11 protein-coding genes are annotated in these 13,974 nt (G+C 67.5%); 7 read left to right on the top strand and 4 right to left on the bottom strand.

The window, feature by feature from the left end; all coding sequences use genetic code 11:
* Window positions 1–55: 55 nt before the first annotated feature.
* Together kynA and kynU are read right to left on the bottom strand one after the other, a co-directional pair.
* Window positions 56–892 (bottom strand): tryptophan 2,3-dioxygenase, encoded by an 837-nt coding sequence (gene kynA, locus JI664_RS01550; protein WP_207011943.1) that lies wholly within the window; start codon window positions 890–892, stop codon window positions 56–58.
* A 215-nt stretch (window positions 893–1,107) separates the two neighbouring features.
* A complete protein-coding gene (gene kynU / locus JI664_RS01545; RefSeq protein WP_207011942.1) occupies window positions 1,108–2,304 on the bottom strand; it encodes a kynureninase in 1,197 nt (398 codons plus the stop codon).
* Between the two features lie 252 nt (window positions 2,305–2,556).
* Here kynU and JI664_RS01540 point away from each other — a divergent pair, with 252 nt between their 5' ends.
* The 7 genes from JI664_RS01540 to JI664_RS01510 all read left to right on the top strand — a co-directional run bounded on the left by JI664_RS01540 (window position 2,557) and on the right by JI664_RS01510 (window position 10,826).
* On the top strand, window positions 2,557–4,638 hold the full coding sequence (locus JI664_RS01540) for a hydantoinase/oxoprolinase family protein (protein ID WP_207011941.1): 2,082 nt from the start codon (window positions 2,557–2,559) through the stop codon (window positions 4,636–4,638).
* Window positions 4,635–6,338 (top strand): hydantoinase B/oxoprolinase family protein, encoded by a 1,704-nt coding sequence (locus tag JI664_RS01535; RefSeq protein WP_207011940.1) that lies wholly within the window; start codon window positions 4,635–4,637, stop codon window positions 6,336–6,338. The genes JI664_RS01540 and JI664_RS01535 overlap by 4 nt, the downstream gene beginning before the upstream one ends.
* A gap of 32 nt (window positions 6,339–6,370) precedes the next feature.
* A complete protein-coding gene (locus tag JI664_RS01530; protein ID WP_207011939.1) occupies window positions 6,371–7,045 on the top strand; it encodes a GntR family transcriptional regulator in 675 nt (224 codons plus the stop codon).
* Window positions 7,042–7,749, top strand: coding sequence for a class I SAM-dependent methyltransferase (locus tag JI664_RS01525; protein ID WP_207011938.1), 708 nt, complete (start codon window positions 7,042–7,044; stop codon window positions 7,747–7,749). Before JI664_RS01530 ends, JI664_RS01525 begins: the two co-directional genes overlap by 4 nt.
* 151 nt (window positions 7,750–7,900) lie before the next feature.
* Window positions 7,901–9,301 carry an aldehyde dehydrogenase family protein gene (locus JI664_RS01520; protein ID WP_207011937.1) on the top strand — a complete coding sequence of 467 codons (1,401 nt, stop codon included), beginning with the start codon at window positions 7,901–7,903 and terminating at the stop codon, window positions 9,299–9,301.
* Window positions 9,298–9,678 (top strand): Rid family hydrolase, encoded by a 381-nt coding sequence (locus JI664_RS01515; protein ID WP_207011936.1) that lies wholly within the window; start codon window positions 9,298–9,300, stop codon window positions 9,676–9,678. The genes JI664_RS01520 and JI664_RS01515 overlap by 4 nt, the downstream gene beginning before the upstream one ends.
* Window positions 9,679–9,713: 35 nt before the next feature.
* Window positions 9,714–10,826, top strand: a complete 1,113-nt coding sequence (locus JI664_RS01510; RefSeq protein ID WP_207011935.1) for a helix-turn-helix transcriptional regulator — start codon at window positions 9,714–9,716, stop codon at window positions 10,824–10,826.
* Between the two features lie 7 nt (window positions 10,827–10,833).
* Here the strand turns inward: JI664_RS01510 and JI664_RS01505 are convergent, their stop codons facing one another.
* Together JI664_RS01505 and JI664_RS01500 are read right to left on the bottom strand one after the other, a co-directional pair.
* A complete protein-coding gene (locus JI664_RS01505) occupies window positions 10,834–12,120 on the bottom strand; it encodes a protoporphyrinogen/coproporphyrinogen oxidase (protein WP_207011934.1) in 1,287 nt (428 codons plus the stop codon).
* On the bottom strand, window positions 12,117–13,754 hold the full coding sequence (locus tag JI664_RS01500) for a thiamine pyrophosphate-dependent enzyme (RefSeq protein ID WP_207011933.1): 1,638 nt from the start codon (window positions 13,752–13,754) through the stop codon (window positions 12,117–12,119). The genes JI664_RS01505 and JI664_RS01500 overlap by 4 nt, the downstream gene beginning before the upstream one ends.
* Between the last annotated feature and the right edge of the window lie 220 nt (window positions 13,755–13,974).

The raw sequence follows: 13,974 nt of genomic DNA, 5'->3' as shown, positions 1-13,974 counted from the left end.
CGTTCGGAGCGATCTTCCCATACCGGACGGGAAGACCGCAGCGTGGCAGGCACCGTCAGAGCGTCGTGCGCAGCGCCCACAATTCGGGGAACAGCTCGACCTCCAGCATCCGCCGCAGATAGCTGACCCCTGCCGTGCCGCCGGTGCCGCGCTTGAAGCCGATCACACGCTCGACCGTGGTGACATGGTTGAAACGCCAGCGGCGGAAGTAATCCTCGAAATCCACCAGCTTTTCGGCAAGCTCATAAAGCTCCCAGTGCCGCGCGGGATCGGCATAGACGCCGCGCCACGCCGTTTCGACCTCGGGGCTCGCCTGCCACGGCTGGCGCAGATCGCGCGACAACACCGAATCGGGGATCTCGAACCCCGCCTTGGCCAGCTGCCCCACCGCCACGTCGTAAAGCGAGGGTTTCGCCAGCTCGGCCTCCAAAGCGGCCAGCAGATCGGGGCGGTGCGCATGGGGCTTCAGCAGCGCCGCGTTGCGGTTACCGACCGCGTATTCGATCAGCCGGTATTGCCACGACTGAAAGCCTGAGGATTCCCCCAGATCGTCGCGGAAGGTGGTGTATTCCGACGGCGTCATCGTGCGCAGCACGTCCCAGGCGGAATTGAGCTGCTCGAAAATCCGCGCCACGCGGGTCAGCATCTTGAAGGCGGGCCGCGCCGCGCCCCTCTCAAGCTGATCGCGCGCCGCGCCGATCTCGTGCAGGGCCAGCCGCATCCACAGCTCGCTGGTCTGGTGCTGGATGATGAACAGCATCTCGTCATGCGCGTCCGAGCGCGGATGCTGCGCTGTCAGGATCGCGTCCAGCGACAGGTAATCGGTATAGGACATGCGGCCGTCAAAGGCCATCTGCGCGCCGTCTTTGGCGGGATCGTAAGCGTCGGTCATCGGGGTCTCCGTTGAAAATCGTCAGGCAAGGCGGGGTCAGCCCGCCGCCCGCGCGTTCAACTTCCCCACCATCGCCAGCCGCTTCCACAACGCCACCCAGCCCGCCGGACGGCAGAGCGGATCCGCGCCCGCCCCATCTTTAATCCATAAATATCCCGGGGGGAGCCGCAGGCGGGGGGCAGAGCCCCCCAGCGTCGCCGCCCTAAGGCGCGGCCTCACGTCACCCTCGCGCGGGTTTTGTATTCGGGCTTGTCCCAGGCGCTGGTTTCCATGATCTCGGCCAGGATCTTCACCGCGCCTTCGACCTCTTCCATGCCGATATAGAGCGGCGTGAAGCCGAAGCGCAGGATGTCGGGCGCGCGGAAATCGCCGATCACGCCGCGCGCGATCAGCGCCTGCATGATCGCGTAGCCCTCTGGATGGCGGAAACTCACCTGGCTGCCGCGCATCGCCGGATCGCGCGGGGTGGCCAGTTCCAGCATCGGGCAGGCGGCTTCGACCTGTTCGATGAAGGCCTCGCACAATTCAATCGAGCGGGCGCGCAGATCGGCGATTTCGACCCCGTCCCAGACGTCGAGCGCGGCGTCGAGGGCCGCAAGTTGCAGCACCGGCGGTGTGCCCACGCGCATCCGCTCGATGCCACGCCCGGGCCGGTAATCGAGGTCGAAGGCGAAGGGCGCCTCGTGGCCCAGCCAGCCCGACAGGGCCGGGCGTGCGATTTCGGCATGGCGGGGCGCGACATAGATGAAGGCCGGGCCACCCGGGCCGGAATTGAGGTACTTATAGCTGCAGCCGACCGCGAAATCCGCGTTGCCCTCGGCCACTTTCACATCCGTGGCCCCGGCCGAATGCGCCAGATCCCAGACCGCCAGCGCGCCCACCGAATGCGCCTTGGCGGTCAGCGCGGCCATGTCGTGGCGGCGTCCGGTGCGGTAATCGACCTCGGTGATCATCAGCACGGCGACGCTGTCGTCGATGGCGTCGAGCACGTCTTCGGGGGCCACGGTCTTCAGGCTGTATTCCGGGCCCAGCGTGCGGCACAGCCCCTCGGCCATGTACAGGTCCGAGGGGAAATTGCCGGTATCCGACAGGATCACCCGGCGCTTCGGGTTCATTTCCAGCGACGATGCCAGCGCCTGATAGACCTTGATCGACAGCGTGTCGCCCAGCACCACATGGCCCGGCTCGGCGCCGATGATGCGTGCGATGCGGTCGCCGATCTTCGTGGGCAGTTCCATCCATCCGGCCTTGTTCCAGCCGGTGATCAGCATCTGGCCCCATTCGTCGGTCGCGGCCTGTTGCAGGCGTGCGGGCACGGCGCTGGGCAGCGGGCCCAGCGAGTTGCCGTCGAGATAGATCACCCCCTCGGGCAGGTCGAACAGAGCGCGGGTGGCAGAGAAATCGGTCGGCACAGGGCAATCCTCGGGCGGGTGAGCGATGGCAGAAACGCCCCAACGCTAGTGCCGCGCCGGTTAAGTTTCAAGTTTAAAATATGACCGCTCCCGCCGCATCGGCAATTGACAGCGCGCAGGCCGGTCTGGCATGGCTACATGAAATAATGAATAATGAGTTATGAGTAAAGAGTCCGAAGGCACGCCCGCGCCCTCACCCGAGCGCAGTGCAACGGCAATCGGAATGCGCCCCTCGGATACGGAGACACGCCCATGACAGACATTCGGATCGGGATCGATGTGGGGGGCACCTTCACCGATTTTGCGCTCGCGACGCCCGGGGGGCTGACCACGCTCAAGCTGCCCACCACGCCGCGCGCGCCGGAACGCGCGATCCTTGACGGCGTGGCGCAGATCCTGTCGCGGGCCGGCATCGCGCCAGGGCAGGTGACAGGCATTGTCCATGGCACCACGCTGGCCACCAACGCGATCATCGCCCGCAAGGGCGCGCGCACCGCGATGATCACGACGCAGGGGTTTCGCGACGTGCTGGCGATGGGGGATGAGGGGCGCTTCGACCAGTACGACATCACCATCGTCAAGCCCGAGCCGCTGATCCCCCGCTGGTGGCGCTTTCCCGTGCCCGAACGCATGGCGTCTGACGGCGCGGTGCTGTTGCCGCTTGATGAAGAGGGGCTGCGCGATCTGGCTGCGACGCTGAAAGCCGAGCGGATCGAAAGCGTCGCCCTCTGTTTTCTGCATGCGCATGTAAACCCCGACCATGAGCGCCGCGCGCTGGACATCCTGCAGCCGCTGCTGCCCGGCGTGCTGTTCAGCCTGTCGAGCGACGTCTCGCCCGAGATCGGCGAATACGCGCGCTTCTCGACCACCGCTGCCAATGCCTTCGTCCAGCCGCAGGTTGCCCGTTATCTCGACCGGCTCGAGGTCGGGCTGGCGACGCTGGGCCTGTTCGCACCGGTCTTCATGTTCCTGTCGAATGGCGGGTTGTGCCATCTCGACACCGCGCGGCGCTATCCGATCCGGCTGGTCGAATCCGGCCCCGCAGGCGGTGCGGTTTTCGCCGCGCATCTGGCCCGCACGCTGGATGAGCGCGAGATCCTCGCCTTCGACATGGGCGGCACGACCGCCAAGGTCTGCCTGATCGAGAATGGCGTGCCGCGCCGCAGCCCGTCTTTCGAGATGGCGCGCGAACATATGCACCGGCAGGGCAGCGGTCTGCCCGCGCGTATCCCGGTCATCGACCTTGTCGAAATCGGCGCAGGGGGCGGCTCGATCGCCCGCGTCGATGCGCAGCGCCGCCTGCAGGTCGGCCCCGACAGCGCGGGTGCGGATCCCGGTCCGGCCTGTTATGCCCGCGGCGGGACCGACGCCGCCGTGACCGATGCCAATCTGCAACTGGGCCGCCTGTCGCCCGGGGATTTCGACGGCTCGGGCATCGTCATCGACCCGGCGCTGGCCACGCAGGCGCTTGAGGCCGGCGTGGGCCGTCCGCTGGGCCTTGGCCCGCAGGGCGCGGCGGCGGCTCTGGCCGAGGTGGTCGAGGAACAGATGGCCGGCGCCGCGCGCGAACATGCCCGCGAGAAGGGCGTCGATCTGCGCGCCCGGGCGATGATCGCCTTTGGCGGCGGCGGCGGCATCCATGCCGCGCGCATCGCCCGCAAGCTGGGTGTGTCGCGCATCATCGTGCCGCAGGGTGCGGGCATCGGCTCGGCCATTGGCTTTCTGCAGGCCGAAGCGGTTTTCGAGCTGTCGCGTACCGTGTCGATGCCGCTCGCCCGGTTTGACGCCGCGCTCTACAACCGGCTTTATGCCGAGATGGCGAGCGAGGCGGGCGCCTTTGTCGAGGCCGCCTCGCCCGGCACGCCGCAGCGCGCACAGCGCACGCTCTTCATGCGCTACAAGGGGCAAGGCCAGACGCTGCAGATCGATGTCGAGGACCGCGACCTGCAAGAGGCCGATGCCAGCGCGCTGCACAGCCTGTTCCAGCGCCATTATGCCAGCCTTTACAAGCGAGCGCTCGACCGGATTCCGGTGGAAATCGTCGCGCTCAGCCTTCGGGTTGCAGCGCAAGACGGGGGAGGGCGCCAGATTGCCGTCATTGACCCGCTTGAGCGGGATCTGCCGCCCGAGGCCCCGCTTTACGATCTCGACACCGATGCCATGGTCCCCGCCGCGCAGATCCTGCGCAGCCAGCTGGGCGCCGCGCCGCTGCCCGGCCCCGCGCTGATCAAGGACAAGGGCACCACCATCCACGTCCCGCGCGGGTTCGATGCGCGGGTCATCGCGGGCGGCCATGTGCTGCTTACCGACACGATGCAGGAGACCGCACAATGACCCAGGCTCGCGACGAAATCCGCTTTCAGGTCATCTGGTCGAACCTCATCGCCATTGTCGAGGAACAGGCCCGCACGCTGATGCGCACCGCCTTCAGCCCGGTGGTGCGCGATTCGGGCGATCTGTCCGCCGCGCTGTTCGACCGCGCGGGCAACATGCTGGCGCAGGCGCAGACCGGCACGCCGGGCCACGTCAACTCGACCGTCGCCGCCGTGCCGCAGATGCTGGCCGTCTACCCGGCCGAGACACTGGAAGAGGGCGATCACCTGATCACCAACGACCCGTGGATCGCCTCGGGGCATGTGCACGACATCACCGTCACCTCGCCCGTGTTCCGGGACGGGCGCGTCATCGGCTTCTTCGCCTGCACCTGCCATCAGCTCGATATCGGCGGGCGGGGGCAGGGGCCGGATGGCGCCTCGGTCTTCGAGGAAGGGCTGGCGATCCCGGTGATGAAGCTCATGCGGCGGGGCGTGGTGAACGACGATCTCATGCGGATGATCCGCTCGAATGTCCGCACCCCTGACGAGGTCGAGGCCGACATCCTGTCCTATGTCGCCGCCAATGAAGCCAGCGCGCAGGTGCTGGTCGATGCCGTCGCGCTGCTGGGCCTTGACGATCTGGAAGAGGTCGGCGCCGAGATCCTTGCGCGCTCGCGGGACGCGATGATCGCCGAGATCCGCAAATTGCCGAAGACCTCGGCCACCAACACGATCACGCTGGACGCGTTCGGCACGCCGATCACCATCACCTGCACCCTGACCATCCGCGAAGACGAGGTCGTGCTGGATTTCGACGGCACCAGCCCCTCACATCCCAAGGGTATCAACCTCGTCTATAACTACACCAACGCCTATGCCTCGTTCGGGGCGCGCTGCATCATCGGCGCGGCGGTGCCCAACAATTCGGGGTCGCTGTCGACGGTGCGCGTGGTCGCGCCCGAAGGCTCGATCCTGAACGTCCAGCGCCCCAACCCGGTCAGCGCGCGCCATATCATCGGCCAGTTCCTGCCCGAGGCGGTGCTGGGCTGTCTGGCACAGATCCTGCCTGACAAGGTGCCGGCCGAAGGCTCGGCCGGCCTGTGGGGTATTCAGCTGCGCGGGGGCCCCGAGATCGCGCGGCAATTCCCCGGCGACTGGACCGGCCCGGCCTGGGAGACGCTGTTTTTCAACGCGGGCGGTGGCGGGGCGCGACCGATGGCGGACGGGCTGTCGACCACGGCCTTCCCCTCGGGCGTGCGCGCCATGCCGGTCGAAGTGGTCGAAAGCCACGCGCCCATCGTGTTGTGGAAAAAGGAACTGCGGCCCGATTCCGCGGGCGACGGGACTTATCGCGGCGGCTATGGCCAGTCGATTGAGCTTGCCACCCGCGACGGCAGCCCGGTGGCGCTGTTTGCGATGTTCGACCGCACAACGGTGCAGGCGCAGGGCCGGCAGGGCGGCACGCCGGGGGCGATGGGGGCGCTGGCGCTGGCCTCGGGCGCGGGGCTGCAGCCCAAGGGGTTCCAGACCATCGCCCCCGGCGAGCGGCTGTGCTTCGAGGTGCCGGGCGGTGCGGGCTTCGGCGATCCGGGCGGGCGCGATCCGCAAGCGCGGGCGCAGGACATTCGCGCGGGACTTGAGACCGGGAAGGACGGCGAGACGAGGAAGGACGGCAAGACGGGCTCGGGCGATATTGTCGCCCCCGACGCGGCCCCGTAAACTCGGACCCCCAAGACAGGACCCCGCCGCCCATGCGCACAGATCCCCCCGCCGAGAAACCCCGTGTCCTGCGCCGCGCGCGGCTCAGCGATCAGGTCTTCGACTGGGTGCTTGAGAGCATTCGCGGCGGGGTCTATGGCCCCGACGACCTGATAACCGAACCGTCCCTGGCAACCGCGCTTGAAACCTCGCGCACGCCGATCCGCGAGGCGCTGTTCCGGCTGGTTGGCAACGGCATCCTGACCGAGCGCGGACGCGGCTATTGCCTGCCGCTGCTCAGCCGCGACGAGGTGGCGGACATGTTCCACACCCGCCTGCTGGTCGAAAGCGATATCCTGCGCCACCTCCCCGCGACGCCGGATGTCAGGGCACTGAAACAGGCGTCGCGCGAGGAACACGACGCGATCCGCGCCGATGCGCCGCGCGATTTCATTGCCGCCAATACCCGCTTCCGCCGCGCGCTGTTCGATCTGTGCCCCAACCGTTTCCTCACCGAACTGGCCGATCACTGCAACGACCGCATGCAGGCCTATCGCAGCGTGACGCTGGCCGAAGCCGCGAACCGAGCGGCGGTGGCGCAGGCCCATGCCGAGGTGGTCGAGGCGCTGGCTCAGCGCGACCGCGACGGGGCCGCGCGGCTCTATCTCGAGACGCTGGACCGGGCGCAGGCGGCTTATGCGGTAGTGGCGGAGAAAGGCCGGACATGACCGACGACGCGAATGGCTGGGAAGCCTCGGCGCAAGCGTGGATCGCCGATATGGGCGATACGGGCGATTATTCGCGCTACCAGATCCTCGACGCGCCGATGCTGGCCCGCGCACGGCAGGGAAGTCCTGCGACGGCGCTGGATGTGGGCTGCGGCGAAGGGCGCTTTTGCCGAATGCTGCGCGCCGAGGGCATTGCGGCCACCGGCATCGACCCCACACCGTCGCTGCTGGCCATGGCCCGTGCCCGCGACCCCGAGGGGCATTACGAACACGCCCGGGCCGAGGCGCTGCCCTTCGCCGATCAGAGCTTCGACCTTGTGGTCAGCTATCTGACGCTGATCGACATTGCCGATATCGACACCGCCATCGCCGAGATGGCCCGCGTTCTGAAGCCCGGCGGCGCGCTGCTGGTGGCGAACCTGAACCCGTTCAGCACGGCGGGCGGCTGGGTCGGGGATGCGCGCGGCGAGACGCATATGCAGATCCGCGACTACATGACATCGCGCGCCGGATGGGTCCGCTGGCGCGGGATCGAGATCCGCAACTGGCACCGTCCCCTGCATGTCTACATGCAGGCGTTTCTCTCTCACGACCTGCGGCTGGTGCATTTCGACGAACCCGCGCCCCATGGGGGCGACCCCGATCTGGCCCGGCGCTATCACGATTGCCCCTATTTCCACCTGATGGAATGGACGAAGGCCTGAGACCCTGCCGGTCCACCCCTTCGGGCCTGCGGATATCCGGCGGATGTTTTTCGATATCGGAAGCATCGGCCGCGCCGCGCTTCCAGCTTCTCGCCGCTCCCCTCATGCTGCGCCAAACGCGCCGCATTACCCACGAGGGAGACCAGTTCACATGAGCCGTGCCATCGACGTGCCGAACCCGCGATCCGGGGTCGTCGACTTCAAAATCGAGGTTCCCGACCTCGCCGCCGTGACGGCCAAGGCCGCGCGGCTGCGCGACGGGCAGACCAAATGGCTCGAGATCGGGCTCGAAGGCCGCAAGGCCGCGATGCTTCAGCTTTGCGAGGCGGTCGACCGCCATTACACGGCCATCGTGGATGCTTTGTCCGTCGATACAGGGCGTTACGAGATGTCGGTGGCCGAGGTCGAAGGCGTCAAGGGGATTACCCAGATGCGCGTCGCCACCGCCGAACAGGCGCTTGCCGCCGCGACCGGCGGCTCGGGCGACGGCTCGCTCAGCTTCCGCCAGCAGTATGTGCCCAGACCGCTGGTCGGGATCATCTCGCCGTGGAACTACCCGCTGATCCTGTCGATGATCGACGCGATCACCGCGCTTCTGGCGGGCTCGGCGGTGCTGATCAAACCCTCCGAAGTCACCCCCCGTTTCATCGCCCCCTTCCTGAATGCGGTGGCCGAGGTCGAGTATCTGCGTGACGTGCTGGATTACGTGGCCGGCGACGGCGAGACCGGCGGCGCGGTGATCGACGTGACCGACATGGTGGTCTTTACGGGATCGGTCCCCACGGGCCGCAAGGTCCATGAACGGGCCGCAGCGCAATTCAAGATGGCGTTCCTTGAACTGGGCGGGAACGACCCGGCGGTGGTGCTCGACAGCGCCGATGCCGATGAGGCCGCCGAGATCGTCGTGCGCGGAGCGATGGAGAATTCGGGCCAGCTGTGCTGTTCGATCGAGCGCGTCTATGCCGGGCGCGACATCTATCCCACCTTCGTCGACCGCGTCGTCGCCCGGACCAAGGCGCTGACGCTGAATACCGAGGGCTTGCAATCGGGCGAGCTGGGCCCCGTCATCTTCCGCAAGCAGGCGCAGATCCTGAAGGCGCAGCTCGACGATGCCGTCGCCAAGGGCGCGCGCATCCTGACCGGCGGGAAGCTGATCGAGAAGGATGGCGGGATCTGGTGCGAGCCGACCGTTCTGGTCGATGTCACGCAAGAGATGGAGATCATGCAGGCCGAAACCTTCGGCCCGATCATCCCCATCGCCCGTTTCGACGAGCCCGACGAGGCAATCCGCCTTGCCAATGACACCGTTTTCGGCCTGTCCGCCACCGTCATCGGGGACGAGGACGAAGCCGTCGCTGTGGGCGAGCGGATCCATGCGGGCGGCGTCTGGATCAACGATTTCGACACGATGGGCGGGGTCGGCGACCGCGCCGAGAAAACCGCCTTCGGGGCCTCGGGCCTCGGCGGCAGCCGCTACGGGCATGGCGGGTTCCACCGCTTCCTGCTCAAGAAAGCCCTGATCGTCCGCAAGCCCGAGGAGGCCGCGCAATGAAGGACCGTATCTTTTCCGGCTCTCCCGCTGAAGATTTCGCAGGCTTCGCCAAGGCGGTGATCGACGGCCCGGTGATCCATGTCTCGGGGAGTCTTGGCCCCGATGCCGATGGCGGCTTTCCCGACAGCGTCGAGGCGCAGCTTGAGAACGCGCTGGCCTCGGTCGCGAAAGCGCTCGGGCAGGCCGGCGCGTCGCTGGCCGATGTGAAGACCGTGCGCGTCTATATCACCGAAGCCGGGTTCGCGAAGGGCGTGGCGGGGGTGCTCAAGGCGCATTTCGACGCCGTGCGCCCGACCAACACCCTGCTGGTCTGCCAGCTTCCCGCGCCGGGCGCCAAAGTCGAGATTGAGGTTTCGGCCTCGCGCAGGCTATCCTGAGCGGCAACGCGCGACGACGAAAGGGACCGCCCGCAATGCCCGGCCAGCCCGATACGCAACCTGCGGCGAAAAGCCTGTGGCGTCGCGAATTCGGTGACGGCACGGGCACTTTGCGGGGCGTGTTCCGCGCGCTGGATGCCCGCCCCGACGCCTATCCGCCGCTGGTGGATCCGGTGCAGGGCCTGTTCAGCGCGCGCGTCGATCTGCCTGCCGAGGCGGGCAGCGGTTTCTACCGCTTCCTGTCGATCCGCGACGAGATTTTCTGCGGCATCACCAATTGCACGATCCTTGACGAGCGCCACGAAGAGGTGCGCGACGAGGGAATGGTCGAGCTGCATTTCCAGATCGAAGGGCCGGTGCGGCTGAGCTGGGATGTGGAAGAGGGCAGCGTGCCGCCGGTGGACGACCGCGGCCACCCGGTCCACGAAGCGACCATGGTGGCGCTGCGCTGCGCGCCCGACATGACCTATACCGTGCGCGTCCCGCCGGGCAGCTACCGGCTGCTGGGGATCTATGTCACGCCGCGGATGCTGCGCGACTCGATGGGGCTCGATTCCGAGCTGGTCGAGCGGTTCTTTCACCCGCCGCCCGGCGAAATCCCTCTGGTCGAGCGCAAGATCAGCAGTGCCTTCGTGCGCGCGCTTCAGGGCCTGTGGGACATCCCCTTCGACGGCCCGCGCGACCTGATGCGTGCCTCGGCCAAGCTGACCGAGATCATCTGCCTTGTTGCCGACGCGTTGTCGGACGGCTCGGATGAGGGGGCGCAGAATTTCTCGCATCGTGACTTCGCGATGTTCGAGCGCGCGCGCGAGATGCTGGCCACGGATTTCTCGAAAAACTACTCTGCCACCAATCTGGCGCGCGAGCTGGGCACCAATGCCACCAAGCTCAAGGCCGGGTTCAAGTTCTTCTACGGCACGACGATTTTCGAATACCGCAAGAAATACCGCATGGATTACGCGCTGACGCTTTTGGAGGAAGGCGAGCTGTCGATCGCCGAGATTTCGCAGACGGCGGGCTACAAGCGGCAGGCCAGCTTCACCTCGGCCTTCAAGCTGCATTTCGGCGTCCTGCCGTCGAGCGCCCGGCAATCGGCCAATCCCGGCGCGGCCCCGGGGCAAAACCGGGGCCGCGACGACGAGGCGTAACGCCCGGTCAGAGCGTGGCCATGATCTGCCGCGCTGCCCGCTCGCCGCTGGCAGAGGCCCCGGTCAGCAGCGATTGCGCCAGATAATCCCCGCAAAAGGCCAGACCGCCCGATTGCCGGTCGCGAAAGGCCGCCATCGCGCGCGCATAGCCGGGATAGAAGGTCGGCAATTTGCGCTCGATCCACTGCTCGACCCGGTCGTCGCAATCGGCGTTCAGCGTCGGGTAAAGCTGCAAGACGCGCTCTTCGATCAGCCCGTGCAGGGCGCCGGTGCGGCCTTCGGCCTTGGCTTGCGCATTCGCTTCGGGGGAAAGCTGCGCGTAAAGCTGGGCGGCCTGTCCCTTGGCGGGGTTTGCCGGAACCTGCTGATAGGTGGCGATGGGGCCCGCGGCCTCGCGCGCGAAGAAATTCATCTTGGGCGCCACATCGCCCTTCAGCCGGTAATGCACGATGCCCAGCGAATTGTAGCGAACGCCGTCGAAAAACGCCCGGTCTTCGGCGGCCATATCGGGCATCAGGCCTGCCACCAGCGACCCTTCGACCGCCATCACCACCCGCGCTGCGCGCAGCGTCCCGGTCTCGGTTTCGACGGCGTAGCCATCGCCCGATATCGTCACCGACACCACCCGCGTGTTGCAGCGCAGATCCAGACCGTGTGCGAGCGCTTCCGGCAGCGTCGCCATGCCCTGTTTGAAGACATAGACGCTGTCCTGCCCGATCAGATGCGGCGTGGTCGAGGCAAAGAAGGCGGCCGAGATATCCTCGGCATTCCAGGCTCTTGTGCCGCGAAACACCGGATCGACCATCCGTGCCAGCACGTTCGGCCCGGCGTGGCGGCGGGTATAGGCGGCAAGGCTTTGGGCATCGGCGGCGAGCGCGCTTGCCGCGTCGTCGGGATCGCTGCGCCGCCGGGCCAGAAGCATCTTCGCGCCCAACGCGATGAATCCCATCCGCTCGGCCAGCGACAGGCCCGGCGTCAACAGGCTGCGCGGCCCGGGCATCAACTCGATCAACCAGTCGTCATCCGGGCCGATGCATTGCGCCGAGAGCTTGCGCACCGGCACCATCTGGTCGCGCAGTCCCAGTTCGTCGAGCAGCGCGTTGAAGGGTTTGGAAAACGGATAGATCAGCCGCGCGCCGGCATTGTAGCGAATGCCGCGCGTCTCGCGGTCGCCCACGCGCCCGCCGGGCACCGCGCCCGCTTCCAGTACGGTGACCGAATGGCCTGCCTTCGACAGCCGGTAGGCGGCGGTCAGACCGGCAATGCCGGCGCCGATGACAATGATATCGCTCATGGTTTCAGGGCCTCTTCGCCGGTGATGAGTTCGATCAGCGTGGGCCCGTCCTCGCCCAAAGCCGCCGCCAGAGCCGGGCCGAAATCGGCGGTCGTCGTGACCTTCCAGCTTCGGACGCCCATCGCCCCCGCGAGCGCGGTGAAATCGACAGGCGCCAGCGCGGTCCCGCTGCGCCGCCCGAACATCCGGCTTTGCGAGGCTGCGATGGCCCCATAGAGGCTATTATTCACCACGATTGTCAGGATCGGCAGGTTGTACAGCGCCGCCGTCGCCAGCTCTTCGCCCTGCATCATGAAACAGCCATCGCCCGCCACCGCGACCACGCGCCGGTCGGGTTGCGTCGCCTGAACGCCGATGGCGGCAGGCAGGCCGTAGCCCATTGCGCCGCTCTTGGGGCCAAGCTGGGTGCCGAATTCCTCGTGCGGGAAATAGCGTTGCGGCCAATGCGCATAGGCGCCTGCGCCCACGGTCAGCATCGCATCCGCCGGCAGCGCCGCGCGCAGGGCACGGAACACCGCGTTCAGGTCGACGGGGCCGGGGCAGGGCTTGCCGGTGGTGAAGACCTCGCGCGCGGTGCGCAGTTCCCTGGCCCATTCCCCCGGCTCGCGGGGGGCGCGGACGCGGTCCAGAAGGCCGGGCAGCGCATCGGCGGGATGGGCCAGCACGGCCTCGCTCACCCGGTAGACGGCGTTCAGCTCGGCGGGATCGGGATGGACGTGAAAGACCGGCATCGCGGGGACCGGCGCGTCGATCAGCCGGAACCCTTCGAACACATTCGCGCCGAACGTGTTGATCTCGCCCAGCCGCATCCCCAGCACCAACAGGCAGTCGCTGTCGCCCACGCGCCGCGACAGAGCCGGATCGGCGCCGATGCCCAGCTCGCCCACCATCAGCGGATGGCTGGCGGGCATCAGGTCGCGGCGGCGATAGGCGGTGGCGACCGGCACGCCGGTTTCGTCGGCCAGCCAGACCAGCCGCGCGCGGTCCTCGGCGCGCCAGCCCGTACCGCCCGCGATGATGAGCGGACGTTTGGCCCGGCGCAGCGCCTCGGCGATGCGGTCGAGCTGCATAGCCTCGGGCTGCGGACGGGGCAGGGCGGGGGGCGTTGCGGGCAACGGGCTGTCGATCGGGCCCGCCCAGACCTCTTCATGCAGCGCCAGCACGACCGGCCCGCGCTGGCCGCCCATCGCCTCGGACCACGCGCGCGAGAAGAGTTCGGGCAGCCGCCCGGCGCGGTCGCAACTGCCGACCCATTTGGCCGAGGGCGCAAAGGCCTGTGCGAAATCCTCATTCGCCAGATAGGGATCGCGCCCGGCAATGGCGCCCGACGGCTGCCCGAGGATCATGATCATCGGGGCCGCATCGGTGCGCGCCGTGTGAAGGGCCAGCGCCGCGTTCAGCGCCCCGGGCGCGCGCCCCACCAGACAGATCCCAGGCCTGTCGGTGACATGCCCCGCCGCCTGCGCGGCCACCGCCGCCCCGGCTTCGTGTCGGCACGAGATCAGCGGCACGCCCGCCGTATCGAGCGCGTCGAGGATTTCCAGAATGCCCTCGCCGGGGACGTGAAAGACGGGTCCGCCGGTCCAGTCGCGGATCATGTGGGCCAGCGCCTGAGCGCCTGTTGCGTGATCCATGTCGCCAATCCCGATTGTTGATTTCCAAGAGGTTTTTCACCTCAGACAGGGCGGTTGCAACGGGCTTCGCGCTCTGATTGTGGGGGGATTCCCGGAAATGACCGATAACAGAAAAATCAGAACTGGAATCGGAAACCTGCCTACTGGCGAGAAGGCAGGCGGCTCGGAATACTCGGATCACTGCGTCTCAGGCGCCACAAGAAGAGCACAACAATGCCGA

Origin of the sequence: Rhodobacter sp. NTK016B (assembly GCF_017303295.1) — a bacterium.
Classification (GTDB): domain Bacteria; phylum Pseudomonadota; class Alphaproteobacteria; order Rhodobacterales; family Rhodobacteraceae; genus Pararhodobacter.
Note: the sequence above shows the minus strand (reverse complement) of the source record. Positions and strands in the feature narration are given on the sequence as shown.

Coding starts and splice junctions, on each gene's coding strand:
- kynA (WP_207011943.1), bottom strand. CDS start 892: ATGACCGACGCTTACGATCCCGCCAAAGACGGCGCGCAGATGGCCTTT.
- JI664_RS01540 (WP_207011941.1), top strand. CDS start 2,557: ATGACAGACATTCGGATCGGGATCGATGTGGGGGGCACCTTCACCGAT.
- JI664_RS01535 (WP_207011940.1), top strand. CDS start 4,635: ATGACCCAGGCTCGCGACGAAATCCGCTTTCAGGTCATCTGGTCGAAC.
- JI664_RS01530 (WP_207011939.1), top strand. CDS start 6,371: ATGCGCACAGATCCCCCCGCCGAGAAACCCCGTGTCCTGCGCCGCGCG.
- JI664_RS01525 (WP_207011938.1), top strand. CDS start 7,042: ATGACCGACGACGCGAATGGCTGGGAAGCCTCGGCGCAAGCGTGGATC.
- JI664_RS01520 (WP_207011937.1), top strand. CDS start 7,901: ATGAGCCGTGCCATCGACGTGCCGAACCCGCGATCCGGGGTCGTCGAC.
- JI664_RS01515 (WP_207011936.1), top strand. CDS start 9,298: ATGAAGGACCGTATCTTTTCCGGCTCTCCCGCTGAAGATTTCGCAGGC.
- JI664_RS01510 (WP_207011935.1), top strand. CDS start 9,714: ATGCCCGGCCAGCCCGATACGCAACCTGCGGCGAAAAGCCTGTGGCGT.
- JI664_RS01505 (WP_207011934.1), bottom strand. CDS start 12,120: ATGAGCGATATCATTGTCATCGGCGCCGGCATTGCCGGTCTGACCGCC.
- JI664_RS01500 (WP_207011933.1), bottom strand. CDS start 13,754: ATGGATCACGCAACAGGCGCTCAGGCGCTGGCCCACATGATCCGCGAC.